Below are 14,271 nucleotides of genomic sequence, written 5' to 3'. Positions count from 1 at the left end.
CATGTCATTCTCCGCTGACTTTCCCGGGCTGATTGCCAATCCCACACCGCTGATGCGCCGCTTCCTTGCGTTGCTCGATGATCGAGTGTCTTTGGAGGAACTGGCACGTCGTTCCCAGCAGACGACCCGGCAGCATTTTGGTAAAACCATGCGCCTTTTCGCTCCGCTGTATGTTTCCAACGAGTGTGTCAATAATTGCTCCTACTGTGGGTTTTCACGGGATTCAGCGATTCTCCGGACAACATTAACAGTTGATCAGGTGGTCACGGAGGCAAAATACCTTCACGATCAAGGCTTCCGCAATTTGTTGCTGGTGGCGGGGGAACACCCGAAGTTCGTTTCAGAAGGTTATCTGCAAAAATGCCTGGATGCGCTCATTCCGCTTTTCCCGACCCTTGCATTGGAAGTCGGCCCGATGGAGGACGATCAATATTCGGAAATCGTGGAACACGGGGCGGAAGGGTTGATTGTCTATCAGGAAACCTATCATCGGAATACCTACGAGAAACTGCATACCGCAGGTCCTAAGAAGAATTTCAATTGGCGGTTGGACTGCCCCGAGCGCGCATATACCGGAGGCTTCCGACGAATCGGGATTGGCGCTTTGTTTGGTCTGGCGGATTGGAGATACGAGGCTTTGGCACTGGCAGCGCACCTTGAGTATCTCTACAAGCATTGCTGGAAAGCGCAGTTTTCAGTGGCGTTTCCGCGGATGCGCCCCTACGCGGGGAACTATCAATACGAGCCGGATCCGAATCGCTACCTGCCAGATGCCGATCTACTCCGGCTGGTGACAGTTTTCCGGATCATCTTCCCCCAGGTCGCGATCGTGCTCTCCACCCGGGAGCCCGCACCGCTGCGGGATGCGATGGCTTCACTGGGAATCACCCACATGTCGGCAGGTGCCCGCACGGAGCCGGGAGGCTACACCGGAGCCGGATCAGAGGATCTGCACCTCACGGTGAAAGGGCGTCGGGTGGAGCTGGCGGAAAAGTCCGGCAAGGAAAAAGCCACCGAGCAATTCCAGATCCACGATACCCGTAGCCCTGCGGAAATCGCGGAAATGCTTCGGAACCAGAATATCGATCCAGTCTGGAAAGACTTCGATCAGGCGCTGGTTCAAGCGTGATCCCTGGAGTTTCGATCGTTTCCGGCTAGGGCGGAGAAAAGCTCTCCGCCCGCAAGTAGATTTTAAGAAGTGGGTCTCAGCGGCGGAAGATTGGGCGCAGAGAGGGTCTATTGTAGTTTTTCTCGGTTTCCACCGGAGTGGCAACAGGCACTTCTTTCCTGGCCACCGGGCGCGGACTGCCGCCCTTTTCCTCAATGACATCGAGCGGTGGAAGCATGGTGCCATCGGCAAAGCGACGGGTTTCATCCGACACGTTGTAACGGGAGTCCATATCGCTTTGAACGTAGTCGAGAGTATTGGTGCTGTTTACGATGGAGGGCTGGATGAAGATCATCAATTCATCACGGTCCACGGTGTCAGTCGTCGTCGAGAAAAGCCTGCCGAGACCTGGGATATCACTGAGTAGGGGGATACCGCTTACACTTTTTGTGTCACTGCTAGTAATGAGCCCACCCAGAACAATGGTCTGATTGTTCGGCACGGTGACTGTTGTGAGTAATTCGCGGGTGCCGATGATAGGCACGGTGCCGACCCCGTTGATTACCGAGGTGTCGATGACGTCATCGCTGATAAGGGAGATTTGCAAAGTGATTTCGTCCTCGGAGTTTACCAGAGGAATGACTTCCAGCTTCAGCACCACATCACGGTATTCAATGCTGGTGGTCGGTTGCCCAACGGTGTTTTGGGTTGTGGAAGTGGGAATCGCGATGCGGCGTCCGGAAGAGATCGTCCCGCGCTGGTTGTTTGCGGTGAAAATCGACGGACGGGATAGGATGGTGAAATCGCTGGAGTCGGATAGCAAATTGACATAGGCCGCAAGTGAATCGCCAATCTTGCCGTAGAGAGAGAGGCCGTTTTGCCCTGGGAAAGCTCCGGCCACATCGCCTACGAAAGGCAAGGTAAGACTGGTAGGGTTCACGGAATTATCGGCTCCGTTTGCGCCACCGCCGATTGAAGAACCTGCCACGCCGCCATTGTCGTTACCGCGATAGGCTCTCAGCCAGTCTACTCCTGTGGAAACACCGCTGCCCAGTGAGAGCTGGCCGAAGACCGTGGAGATCATGACCTGATCCGCTTTCACATCCACTTGGTCGAGAAGCTTTTCGATGATTTCCACTCCGGATGGTGGGCCTTGGACGATGACAGAATTGGTAATATTATCGGCGACGAGAAGAGTGCGGCCGATGAGCAACGACTCAGGTGCGGAGTTTACCTGGGGATCCGAGAGTGCGTTCCCACGGCTAGCTCCGGATGAGCTGCCAGAACCATTTCCGCCTTGTGCGGTATTGCCGCCGCCGTTGAACAGGTTGTTGCTATTGTTTTGCCGGGTGTTGTTCTGACGGTTGTTGTTTCCACCCTGGGTAGCCGCGTTCGGATCAGTATTGCCGGTGCCGGAAAACGCCCGCGTAAGCGCGTCTCCCGCAATAGGAAGGAAGTCGGCAACAGCGAGGAATTTCAGCTTTCTGCGGAGGAAGTTCCGTTGGTCTGACTCGGTATCAAACTCACGCACAAGTCCTTCAATGAAAAGCAGATCGACAGGACGCCCCATGGCGAAAAGACGGTTGGTGCGGGCGTCAGGGATGATCTGGACAGGGGTTTCCTCGCCAGATCCACTGGAGCCGGTGATGCCGTCCGCCGGTAGTCCGGCGGCTTGTGGTGCCTGATTCTGGGTGCGTTGCACACCGGCTGTCCGGGTGGCCTCCTGCTGTGTCCCGAGGAGTTCATTGAGCGTGGTGGAAAGCTCTGTGACATCCGCGTAGCGGACCGGAATGAAGCGGGTGGCCACTTGGGAGGAGGGCTTGTCGATTTCCTCCTTGAGATCGATCAATCGGCGGATTAGGGAGGTGTTTTCTGTAATAACCACGGATGCCGCGTTTGGCACGGCGGCGATGGAACCAAACGCTCCGAATTGCCCGATGATCTGGGTGAAGGTGCGGACGGCTTCATCAGGCTTGATGTAGTTCAAGCTCATGACATAGGAAATCACGGCGTCCCCTTCGGGAAGGACATCGCTATCCGTGTAGACTTTCACACCGCGCCCGGTGGGCTTGAGTCCCGCAGTGGCAAGCGTGAGGATATCGAGATTTTCATCGGATGCATCCGGGACGAAGACGAAATTCTCGACCGTGGCAGCTTTTCTGAGAAGGGCTGCTGCTTCCGCATAAGTGAGAGGATCCTGTGGGGATGCCGGCTGGATGAAGGAAAATTCCGCTTCCGCGGCTGCGGAGGAAACGATGACACGTCTGCCGGTGTATTTCCGGTAAAGTGCGGCCAAATCGTTTCCGGAGAGCTTGAGTTGCTCGATGCTTTCCTTGATCAGGGTATTTCCAAGGTCGGCCGGATTTGGCGCCTGGACTGCAATGTCCGGTTGCTGGGCATTGGGAGCCGGAGCCGCGATAGGAGGCTGGATGATTCCCGGGATTTCCGGAGCATTCTCGTTCTGCGAATACAATGGAAGGGAAAGGATGAACGGAAGGATCAGGATGGCGGAGTGGCGATTCATCGGGAGTTTTGTAAAATGGCTGAGAGTAACGTTGTGGGATTGCTTGGCTTAGCGGCGGCGTGAGCGCTCGCGAGATTGCGAGGAATTTGAGCTGCCGGAATTGCCGTTGCTTGGCGTATTGGTAGCCGGAGGCGGCACGATACGTGGGCGCGGTTGCCGCTGGGCAGCGGCGTTGGGGTCCGTCTGAGGCTGGGCGGGATTAACCCCGGGCGGGAGGTTTTGCGGCTCCTGGGGCGGTGCGGCGGCAGGAGCTGTTTTGAGAGTGATTAGTTCGGGCTCGAAGGTGACGGATCCCTGGACGTTGCCATTGGATAGAACCACTGTGGTGCCGAGCGCTTTTTCGGGATTCCGGTTTACGGAAACTACCGTGAACTCGTCGGTTTTTCCCGGCTCGAGAACTTTTTTGAGCTCTGGGTTCTTTTTACTGATAATCGTTATGCGGTAGCCACCGGGGACCGGCGCAATGCCTGTGAGAGTAAAATCTTCAAAGGGATTAATCGTTGCCGCGGCAGCTGTCGGAGGCGGTTTGGAGGTAAACGGGCTATTGGTCCACAAGCCGGTGTAGCGGGTCAGCGGGGCTTTCTGCGGAAGACCAGCAAGCGTGATCGCAGCCGTGGCTAGTGTGAACAAGCCGATCAGGCGTGGCTTAACCGGTGGGTTGAGGAAATTTTTGTTCATGTTGCCGGGACGAACCATTGTGAAAGTGTTGCCGAGCAATCGATGAGTGTATCATCCTGGGCATTCGGCGTGAGACGGATTTGATAGGCGCAACGAAAGGATTTCGGGTCGTTTATCGAGTCAAACCAACGGTAAAGCGATTGCTCCTGCCCGGTGAGGTTGATTTTTATCTGTGCCCGTTGGTAATAAACACCGGAGGTATCTGTCGGCAGGAGCTCCTGGGACTTGATGCTAAGGCCGAGGTTTCTTGCCTGCAGTTCCGCGTATTGCTGGAGTTGTGTCTGTATCGTCTGATAAACGGCGGTTTGGGGCTGGTTTTCCGCAAGCCATTCCATCTCATCCGCCAGTTCCGCAGAACTATCCTGGAAGGCAATCGCCTGCTGCAGTCTGGTCTTTGCGGAGCGGAAATTATTGTCGAACTGGCTTTTCTTCTGCGTGTAAAAGCCGAAGAGAAAGACATTCAGGATGATAAATCCCGCGATGAGCAGTAGGGCCAGGAGTTTTTTTTCGCGGGCGGACATGGATGATACGGAGATGAAATGCCGGAGAGGTATTGATTTGTTGGTGGAATTACTTTTTCCAGTGGCGAAACAGTGAAGATGTGCTCAGCGGCTGGAAACCCTAAAATGCCTGCTGGGTCGCGCCGGTAAAAACAAATTCCCATCCCCGGTTTGACTGCTTTGGCTCCGGTGTCTGCCAATCAAAATCCAATAGGTCGTTGTTTTTGCTGAGATTCAGCGAAAACTGGTTCACCGCCTGCGGTTGGGGAGCTTCTCCGATGACACGGACCTCGGTAGGTGACACGTCGGCAGTGCGGAGGCGTAGCCCGGAGTTCGGCGGTATGGAGCGCGCGACTCTGTTCAGGATGTCCACCGTGTTGTAGTTCATATCGATCGCGTAGGCGAGCTCGTCCCATTTTGCCCGGTGCAGCGCGTAGGCCTCGCCCTCGGGAGCGATGGCGGTGATCCTTGCATTCAGCTTGTCGGTCACGTTTTTTGTCTGCCAGAGCTGGAAGCCCAGATATGCGATTGTGCCCAGATAGAGGATGCCGATGGCTGCCACGCCCAGCATCATATTCTGGCGTTTCTGGGCTGCGTGGCGTGCTGCTCTGACATCGGCAGGTAGTAATTTGCTGGCGCTTTCAGGTAGGACCGGTGCCGGGCACGGAGCCACCTCCACGGGTAGAGAGAGTGATTCTGATACGGAGGTGGTTTGGATCTCCGCGGAGGAGGACCAAACCGTGGCACGCTCGGTGGATACCTCGATGCCCTGCATGGAAAGCTGGGCAAATGCGATGCGGATTTCACGAATCAGACCAGAATCCGGCGATTCCGAGGCAGAATTTGTTGCCTGGCAGTAAAGAAGTTTCCCTTCCTGGTGAATGGCAAAGACCCAGTATCCGAGCTCCCGCCATAGTGTCAGGTGGTTTCCCGTGGCTGAAAAGGAACGCGGGCTGATATCGAAGGCTTTTGGCGATTTCTGCGGAAGATCGCCGCTGCCGGGATTTCGTAAGACCACGGAAAGAAAGGATGACGCCTCGGAATTGATGAAAATCGGGAAATTATCAGTGAGCTGGCCGGCAAAGGGATCCGGGCGAAGCCCAACCCGCTCCGCATGGGTCGCGGCCAGGTCCGAAAACAATGATTCATCGCCGGTATTCACCCGCAGCGGAAGGGCTGTAAATGATCTTACAGGAAAGAAGAAAATGAGATCACCGGAAGGAAATTTATCAATCTCCGAAGGTTTTTCAACCGGATGACTGGAATGTTGGACCGCACCATCGGCAGTTTTCGTCCAAATTTCCCACGAGGTCTCGCCCGGGATCAAAAGGTGTGTAGTGGTATTTTTTGCCATACTAACGGTAGATTTAGTAAATGTTCAGGGAATGATTTCTGTGGTGCGGTCCAGTAGCGCGGGTTTGCCGGTCCGGTTCCGCACGATGACCGTGATTCGCCGCTTGGTATCGCCGGATCTTGCAAGGGAAGAAATTCGCGTGGTGTTATCATCCACGGTAAAACGCTGGGCGATGTCTTGGCGGGAATCCGCACTGATGCCAAGCAGCGAAAGTGCGTCGGCGACGTTTTCGAAAGGCACATCGTCATCGGTATCGCGTAAATTATCGATGCCACGCACGGTCTCCGGAATGATCATCGCCTGGGCCTCGCTGACATCGGCTGCCACCGCGATCAATTCCGCATCCGCTTCGTTCACGTCCAGAGTTCCGCTGGACCAGACCGTGAACCAATTTCTCCAATCGGGCCGGAGCTTTTCGATCTCGGTCATTCCTCGCACCAAGCTCATTTCCTCGATGTCATAAAACGGCCGATTGAAAGGTTGGTTGATACGTCCCATTTGCTCGTAGTCGGCCAGTTCAGCACCATTCAACGCAGTCTCGTCATCGGCATCCACCCAATCGGTAAGTGCATCCGTGAGTGCCTGGGCGGAATCCAGGTCCAATCCCCAGTAGATGAAAATCGAGCGAATAAGGGTTTTATCCTCGTCCATTACGAGGGTGTTGATGTTGAAGCGGGCACCTTCCGAGGTAAGCGTTACGTGGATTTCCTCGTTATTCTCCTCGTCGATCCGGTGTAAAATCGGGTCGTTTCTCTCGACGACAGGGTTCGAGCCGATGGCGATCCCCATTTCGGCCAATTGGAAAGCGCGCGAACCGTGCACTTTTGCCGTCACCAGCTCCATATCGAAGGAGATCACCCGGAGAGATGTGATTGCAGCCAGCGACAGGATGGCGATCAGCCACAGCACGGCGATTAGTGCCGCGCCGGGCTCCGAAAGCTGGGGATTTTTTCTTATTGGGAATCTCATGGGCCGGGAGGATCTGGAGGTGGGTTAGGACCCGGACCCGGGGGCTCGTCATCGCGGTCCGGTCGGGGACCTCGCTGGGCACCGCGGTTTTGCTGAAGTTGGCGCATGAAAATCTCCGGATCCTGGCGGGATGGGATCCAGAAAACATGCCGGATCTCTTCACCCTCGGCTCCGAAAGCGCAGAGCAGCTCCATCTGCAGGGGCATGCGGCCTTCGATATCCCAGTCGTATTGGTATTCCATCGTGCGACCGTCCAGCACCTGCCACTCGAAATAGGCGACATCCGTCAGCAGGGTGATTTCCGCAAAAGGTTCTTCGGCTACGGCTGTAGAGTTGAAGCTGGATCCAGAAGTGCTACTGGAATCGGGATCAATGATTTCATTTTCGTAATACCGGAGGACGATATCGAGAAAGCCCGAGCGCTTGAGCACCGTTGAAAGCTGGATGGCTTTTGCCGTGCGCTCCTGTCCGCCCCACGTGAAGGACAGCGGCACGTTTTCCATCGTGAGATCAGAGAGGTAGTGGGAGCCAGCATCGGTCACTGCCAGATCCAGACGGGTATTTCCCGGAAGCGTGCCGAAGCGGTTTTCCAAAAGATCGAAAAACGCCTGATGGAGCATCTCCTCGTTTTGCGTTTCCACGACGGAGTTTCCAAGCACGAGGGAAGTTCGCGCCGTTGCAAAAACCATCCCGACGAGCAGCGCGATCAATAACAAGGCGAGCACAAGCTCCAGCAAGGTAAAGCCCTTGCGGAAGTCCTTCCCGCCAGCCTGTGGAGCGTTTGTGGAGATAGGAAAAACAATCATGGCTGATACATGAGGTTGTTCCGCCAGGTTTCCACGGAACGGGATTGCCATGCTCCGGCTTCGAACCAGTTTGCCGTGACTTTCACGTGGAACATATCCTGGAGTAATTCCCCGTCCTGGTTTTCCAGATCCTCGATGGGTGTTACAATGACATCCAGCTCGATATCGGTGCCCTCGACGGGTATCTGGGAGACACCTTCCTCGAGGGTCGGGAAGGTGAGCTGCTCGGTCAGCGCGGAATCGAGGATCCGGGTGATCCGCATTTCGTTCTGAGCCATTGAGGCGGCATCCGCCATGCGGTGGAAAGCAACTGCAAGACCTGTGCATGCGATTCCGAAAATCCCAAGCGCCAGCACGACTTCCAGAAGCAGGAAGCCGTTTTTTTTGCCGGAAGGTATTTGCGGATGATTCACAAAAAATGAGAAAGACTAAGGGGACAGGGTTGCGGAGTTATTTCGCGTAAAGTTCGGAGTCCGCGATAGCGGCAGTCAGTGGGTGATAGGTATCCTGGGCATAGCTTTCGCCGAGTTGCAGATGGACGGTGATGGGCTCGGAAAGTCCATCGGGATCAAACCTCCAGATGATGATGGAAGTTTCGCTGGGAGCGAGGAATCCTGTGGTATTCCAATGTCGGACGGTGAGCTCGATATCCGGATCGATGTCGATTTCATCATGCAGGGAGGGGCTGCTATCATCGGTGACTGCGGTGCCCCCGATTGCATTTCCCTGTGCCGTGGTTTGTTCGATTTCCGAGGCTTCAGCGAGAGGTAGGACTCTTACGAAATTGCGGTGGAACTCGATGGCATAAGGCTTTTGATGGAGGATCGCCGCCATCCTGGCTTTTTTTGCCAAAAGCTCGATTTCTCCTGAGGCATCCCTTAGCTGCCGCTCGGAGGATGAAAGCACAACCGTTGTGATTGCTCCGCCGATAATGAGGCCGGTAATAGCCAGGACGATGACGATTTCCAGAAGGGTAAAACCTCCCGAAGAGGCCGGAGAGTGTTTCCCCGGCTGCAATCGATCAATCTTGGGATGAGATATCATCGTCGGTGCCTTCCTGGCCGTCTTTGCCGACGGTATAGATTTCAAAATCAGAAGGGTCTTTTTTGCCTGGGTAGCGGTATTTGTAAGGCTGTTGCCAAGGATCGAGAGGGACTTCCGTCGCAACCTGTGTCCATCGTTTCGGCACAGGAGTGGATGCTGGCTTTGTGACAAGTGCTTCAAGGCCCTGTGCCGTTGTCGGCACGGTTCCGGCATTGAGCTTATACATCTTCACTGCCGATGAGATGGTGTTGAAGTCCGATGTCACCCGCTGGAGTTTCGCGCTATCGCCCATTTTTCCTACCACTGCGATAGAGCCGCCGAGAATCACGGCAATGATGCCGAGCACAATGACGATTTCTAAGAGGGTGAAGCCGGAGGAGGAGTGAAGTCTGGGCGTGGTTTTCATGGTTGTTTCGTAGGTAATGCCGGTGGTTGTTCTAGTTGTCTGAAAATGTGACGGGCTTTTATTAATCAACTGGTTGTGCACGTAAAGGACGCTCCTCGACAGGTTGCGCACGGAGCGGGCGGCGCTCTTCGACAGGCTGGGCGCGTAGGGGGCGTTCCTCGACAGGTTGCGCCCGCGCCGGAGGCCGGTTATCCGGAATAGGTTGCGCCCGGGGAGGTGAGGGACGGCTTGGAGCCGGTGGTGCGGAGCGGATATCATCTTCGGAAACCGGCTGGGCCCGTGCGGGGTGAATGGTGCACAGATCATTGGAAGATGGTGCGGTATCGGCCGGGACTTGGTCGGTGTATGCCGTCCCCGCCTCGTAGCAGCCACTGGTGGCGCGTTTTCCGGAAAGTCGGCAGAGATCAATGGTCTGTAGGTTAACGTTTGAGTGGAGATCGCCGGCTTTGTAGCCCAGGCGATCTGCGGTTTTCATGAGATCCACCCAGACAGGAAGTGCCAGCGCGGATCCGTAGCCGCCGGAAATGGTCTTCTTGGGCGTGTCGAACCCGACCCATACCGCACAGGTGAGTGTTGAGGTGTAGCCGGCGAACCAGGCATCTTTGAAATCATTCGTTGTGCCAGTTTTGCCAGCTGCGGGCTTGGTGAAGCCAAGGCGCCTTACCGCTGCTGCCGTGCCGGAGGTGGCAACTTCCTGAAGAATCCGGGAGACCGACCATGCAGAGCCGGTGTTTGTCGCCTGGTAAGGAAGAGCGGGTGTTGTATAGAGGACATTGTCATTCCTGTCCCGAATCTCCGAGACGAGATATGGACGGTAGCAAACTCCATCATTCGGAAAAATGGTATACGCTCTGGCGACTTCCCAGGGGCTGGCTTCCCACGAGCCGAGATAGGAAGAAGGGGTTTCCGGCATGGACATACCAAAGCCCGCCTTGCGGGAGACATCCTTTACCTTTTCCAGCCCTGCATAGTTGCCAATGCGCACAGACATCGTGTTCCGGGAGCGGATGAGGCCGTAGGATGCCGGGTGCATGCCGCCGAATTTGCCATCGGAGTTATTGGGCTTCCAGTTCGCGGCGCCCTTGATCTCGCCCCGCTGGATCGGCCCATCGGAAATTTGTGTGGAAGGACGCAAGCCCTTATCGAAGGCAGCGAGATAAACGAAAGGTTTGAAAATCGATCCGATCTGCCGTTTTGCCTGAATGGCACGATTGAACTGGGATTCGTTTGCATCGCGGCCACCGACGAGCGCCAGGACTGCCCCGGTGCGGTTTTCGATCAAAACAGTGGAACCTTGGATATACTTGGGCTCGCCACGCTTTTCCAGCGGGAGGTTTTGCCAGGCTGCGCGGGTCTGGTGCGGGTAGCCGGAAAGTCGCTCTGTTTCGCGGAGCTTTTTATCGAGCGCCTCCTCCGCGACTTTCTGCAGGCGTTGGTCGATGGTGGTAACGATCGTCAACCCCCCGAGTTGGATGTTTTCCTTTTCCAGAATGATCTCGAGATCGCGGCGGATGGCATCCATCGCATAGGATTGCTGGGAATCCCGACGCCATGCCGGGCGGACGGTAATGGGCTCTTTTTTTGCTTCGTCCGCCTGTGCCTGCGAAATTTTCCTCGCTGCAACCATACGGGCAAGCGTGGTGTTCCGCTCGCGTTCCGCAGCTTCCATGGAGCGGAAAGGATTGTAGGCATCCGGTCCACGCACAATCCCGGCCATCAGCGCCGCCTCTGAGAGCGTCAGCTCCGCCGGGTGTTTTTCAAAGTATATGCGGGATGCCTCGCCCACACCCTTGATCTGACGGCCCCAGTTGATCTGGTTAATATAGGCTTCCAGGATCTGATCCTTGGAAAGGGCTGCATTGATTCGGAAAGCGATGGCGATTTCCAGGAATTTACGGTCGAGCTGTCGAAGTAGCTGGCCTCGCTTTTCCCCGGCCTTGAGCTGGAAAACGTCAGACGCCAGCTGCTGGGTGATCGTAGAAGCGCCTTCACGTTTTCCCTCGAGGTTTTTCAAAAATGCGCGGCCGATGCCGATGAGATCGACGGCACCATGGGAATAGAAGCGTTCATCTTCCCGGGCCAGGATCGCTTTACGGAAATCCTCTGCCACATCCTTGAGCGGAACGATCGAGCGTTTTTCCCCGTGAATGCGCCCGATTTCCGTTCCCTGTCTATCGAGAATAATCGTGCGCTCCGGCATTTGGTTGATCCGATTGAGATCGTAGCGAACGGAGCGGAAGCCGTAGACGACTCCAAGAAGCGTGAGAAAATAGAGACCGGCAATCGCCGGAGTGCCCAGAAAGCGGAGTAAAATGCGAACCGGAGCGGACATCCCGCGTGTCACGGCAAACAATAGATGAAATGGCCAGAAAAAGAGGATGGAAAGGGGATTTGCTGACTTGCGCGGAGCGGGCTTTTTACCGCGGGGTTGATTGGTCTGTTGTTTGCGTTTGGCCATGGTCGTTGCTGGCGGAAAGATACGGGCTTTTCGTTGATAAGCCAGAGCTAAGAAAACGCCGGGTGAAAGTCAGGCTGGGCGCTATTCGGGAGTCTGAATAGGAGTGCCTCGGGAAATTCATGTAGACGAAAGAGGTTTTCTGCGTCGATTATTTCTGATGATGAGAGTTTCCGTGATTGGACTATGGCTGTTGGTTGCTTCCGGTCTGGCGCAGGCCAGAGAACCGGTGGCGGATATTAGTGATTTGATAAAGTTGGAGAGCAAAGTGAGCGAGGTAGCGAAGCTGGCAATGCCTGCAACTGTGGCTCTGGTATCGGAGAAGACCAGTTCTTCCGGATCCGGGGTCATTGTCTCCAAGGATGGTCTTATTCTCACCGCCTCCCACGTCATACAAGGTATGGAAGAGGTGGACGTTTATTTTTCAGACGGCAAAAGATGGCGCGGCAAGGTTCTTGGAGCAAATTATTCCAAGGACATAGGAATGGTGCGGATCGAAAGTCCCGGGCCGTGGCCATTTGTCGAGCTCGGAGAATCGAAGCCGTTGGAGGCCGGCGATTGGGTCGTTGCGATGGGGAACTCAACCGGATTCGATCCCGCTCGTGAGGCTCCTGTTCGATTTGGACGGGTGATGTCAGATGGCCCGGGAAACTACTTCACAACGGATTGCACCTTGATCGGCGGGGATTCCGGAGGGCCGCTTTTCGATCTCGACGGAAAACTTGTGGGAATCAATTCCTCCATCGGCTGGTCCTGGCAAAACAACAATCATGCCGGGATCGATGGGTTTCGCGAAGATTGGGATCGTCTCCTGGCGGGGGAGGCATGGGGTATCCTTCAGATGAATCCCATGGCCAATCCCGAAACTCCCGTTCTGGGAATCGGAATGGGGGAGCGCCGCGGGATTGATGGGATTCTGGTCGTGAAGGTGGAACCGAATGCGCCGGCGGCGGCCAGTGGAATACGGGTCGGAGATGTGATCCGTTATCTCGATGGTGAGCGGGTGCGGCATGGGGCACAGTTTCAACAGCTTCTCATCAAGCGTGAGGCAGGGGATGAGGTGAAGCTGGGTCTCTGGCGAGGAGGTAAGGAGCTGGAAGTCAGTGTCGAGCTCGTAAAACGTGAACAGGTTTACAGATAGTAATGAAAATTTTCAGACACATGAAATGGTTGTTTTTCTTTTTTGCGCTCAGCTCGTTGGCATCTGCCCAGCAGGGAGATGGCGTTCCGCTGATGACTCCGCTGGAAGAAGAAATCGTGGATGCGCAATCCGTCGAGTTCAATCGGGCACTGGAGACCGTTCTTGGAGATGCGGCAAAATCCACCGTCAAGATCTGGGGTGTCCGCGGAAGACGTAGCGCTGGAATGCTCGCCTATGGAACCGTCGTTGGAGACGGAACTCAAGTTCTGACAAAATGGAGTGAAGTGCGGGGTTCGTTGCCCTCGCTGCAAGTCATCAAGGATGAGCGGACAGCGTTTGATGCAACCGTTGCGGGTGTATTCACGGAAGAGGATCTCGTCCTTCTGGATCTTGGCGAAGGGAATACCATCGATGAAAACAACAATATCAAAGTCATCCCGGGTAAGCTGGAGCCGGTGAAATTTTATGAATCCGATCTGGGGTTGGGTCGTTTTCTGGTTGCTCCCCAGCCGAGCGGGAAATCGACGGCTTTTGGCGTCGTGAGTGTTCTTGAGAGGAACCTCCGTGCCACGGATCAAGCCCATATTGGGGTGGGTCTCGATGAAAGATACCGCGGAAAAGGAGTCCGGATTTTATCAGTCCAGCCGGAATATGGGGCTGCAGAAGCGGGGCTGGTGCCCGGGGATGTGATTCTAAAAATCGATGAGCGAACGATCTCCGGTTTCCAGGAATTGAAAAATACTCTCTCGGACAAGCAACCGGGAGATGTGGTGAAAATGCTGATATCCACCGCAGGAAAAGAACGCGAGGTAGAGGTTCTCCTCTCGAACAGACCGGTCTCCGGACAATTCACGATCGATAAGCTCAACAAGATGGAGCGGATGGGCGGGGAGCCGAATCAGGTCCGGAGCGGGTTTTCGTATGTCGTTCAGTCCGATATGCAGATCCAAAGCAATAAAATGGGCGGACCGGTGGTGGATCTGAATGGCAGAGTTGTAGGCATTACCATGGCGCGGGCGGACCGGACCAGAACCTATCTGATGGGAAGCCGGCGTGTGCTCGATTTGCTTAAAGGTGAATTCGATTCCGTGGATGAAGCCATCGCGAAAAACGAAGTGTGGAAAGAACAGCTGGCGAAGCAGCAACAAGCTCTCATTCCCCGGATGCGTTCGCTTGGCAAGCGCAAGTCTGCAGAAAGGATGAGGCACCAGCTCGATGATCTGATGCGCCTCAACGAGCTGATGGAACTGGAGCTGCAGGAATTGGGTGGCAGATAATTTGACAAT

General features: G+C 55.3%; 13 protein-coding genes. 3 read left to right on the top strand and 10 right to left on the bottom strand.

Annotation, left to right across the window (positions count from 1 at the left end; translation table 11 throughout):
* Position 1 precedes the first annotated feature (1 nt).
* Entirely contained in the window at positions 2-1,129 is a 1,128-nt protein-coding gene (locus ACFSSA_RS05065) for a radical SAM protein (RefSeq protein WP_386818931.1), read from the top strand.
* Between the two features lie 76 nt (positions 1,130-1,205).
* On the opposite strand, the gene ACFSSA_RS05060 is transcribed toward ACFSSA_RS05065, so the two are convergent.
* The 10 genes from ACFSSA_RS05060 to ACFSSA_RS05015 form a co-directional block, all read right to left on the bottom strand.
* Positions 1,206-3,632: a secretin N-terminal domain-containing protein gene (locus ACFSSA_RS05060; protein ID WP_386818929.1), complete on the bottom strand. Its 2,427-nt coding sequence runs from the start codon at positions 3,630-3,632 to the stop codon at positions 1,206-1,208.
* Positions 3,633-3,680: 48 nt separating this feature from the next.
* Complete coding sequence (locus ACFSSA_RS05055; protein ID WP_386818927.1) at positions 3,681-4,310, bottom strand: hypothetical protein; 630 nt, start codon at positions 4,308-4,310, stop codon at positions 3,681-3,683.
* Positions 4,307-4,831, bottom strand: a complete 525-nt coding sequence (locus ACFSSA_RS05050) for a hypothetical protein (protein ID WP_386818925.1) — start codon at positions 4,829-4,831, stop codon at positions 4,307-4,309. The genes ACFSSA_RS05055 and ACFSSA_RS05050 overlap by 4 nt, the downstream gene beginning before the upstream one ends.
* A gap of 100 nt (positions 4,832-4,931) precedes the next feature.
* Positions 4,932-6,164 (bottom strand): hypothetical protein, encoded by a 1,233-nt coding sequence (locus ACFSSA_RS05045; protein WP_386818923.1) that lies wholly within the window; start codon positions 6,162-6,164, stop codon positions 4,932-4,934.
* Between the two features lie 24 nt (positions 6,165-6,188).
* On the bottom strand, positions 6,189-7,133 hold the full coding sequence (locus tag ACFSSA_RS05040; RefSeq protein ID WP_386818921.1) for a type II secretion system minor pseudopilin: 945 nt from the start codon (positions 7,131-7,133) through the stop codon (positions 6,189-6,191).
* Positions 7,130-7,939, bottom strand: a complete 810-nt coding sequence (locus ACFSSA_RS05035) for a prepilin-type N-terminal cleavage/methylation domain-containing protein (protein WP_386818919.1) — start codon at positions 7,937-7,939, stop codon at positions 7,130-7,132. The genes ACFSSA_RS05040 and ACFSSA_RS05035 overlap by 4 nt, the downstream gene beginning before the upstream one ends.
* Positions 7,936-8,352 (bottom strand): type II secretion system protein, encoded by a 417-nt coding sequence (locus ACFSSA_RS05030; RefSeq protein ID WP_386818917.1) that lies wholly within the window; start codon positions 8,350-8,352, stop codon positions 7,936-7,938. Before ACFSSA_RS05030 ends, ACFSSA_RS05035 begins: the two co-directional genes overlap by 4 nt.
* Positions 8,353-8,389: 37 nt before the next feature.
* Complete coding sequence (locus ACFSSA_RS05025) at positions 8,390-8,983, bottom strand: Tfp pilus assembly protein FimT/FimU (RefSeq protein ID WP_386818915.1); 594 nt, start codon at positions 8,981-8,983, stop codon at positions 8,390-8,392.
* Positions 8,961-9,389, bottom strand: a complete 429-nt coding sequence (gene gspG / locus ACFSSA_RS05020; protein ID WP_386818913.1) for a type II secretion system major pseudopilin GspG — start codon at positions 9,387-9,389, stop codon at positions 8,961-8,963. Before gspG ends, ACFSSA_RS05025 begins: the two co-directional genes overlap by 23 nt.
* A 61-nt stretch (positions 9,390-9,450) precedes the next feature.
* Positions 9,451-11,847, bottom strand: a complete 2,397-nt coding sequence (locus tag ACFSSA_RS05015) for a transglycosylase domain-containing protein (RefSeq protein ID WP_386818911.1) — start codon at positions 11,845-11,847, stop codon at positions 9,451-9,453.
* Between the two features lie 157 nt (positions 11,848-12,004).
* Between ACFSSA_RS05015 and ACFSSA_RS05010 the strand changes: the two genes are divergently transcribed.
* Positions 12,005-12,985, top strand: coding sequence for a S1C family serine protease (locus ACFSSA_RS05010; RefSeq protein WP_386818909.1), 981 nt, complete (start codon positions 12,005-12,007; stop codon positions 12,983-12,985).
* Between the two features lie 20 nt (positions 12,986-13,005).
* On the top strand, positions 13,006-14,262 hold the full coding sequence (locus ACFSSA_RS05005; RefSeq protein ID WP_386818907.1) for a PDZ domain-containing protein: 1,257 nt from the start codon (positions 13,006-13,008) through the stop codon (positions 14,260-14,262).
* Positions 14,263-14,271 lie beyond the last annotated feature (9 nt).

The organism is Luteolibacter algae, from assembly GCF_042683045.1.
Lineage (GTDB): Bacteria > Verrucomicrobiota > Verrucomicrobiia > Verrucomicrobiales > Akkermansiaceae > Luteolibacter > Luteolibacter algae.
This window is presented reverse-complemented; position numbering and strand designations above follow the sequence as displayed.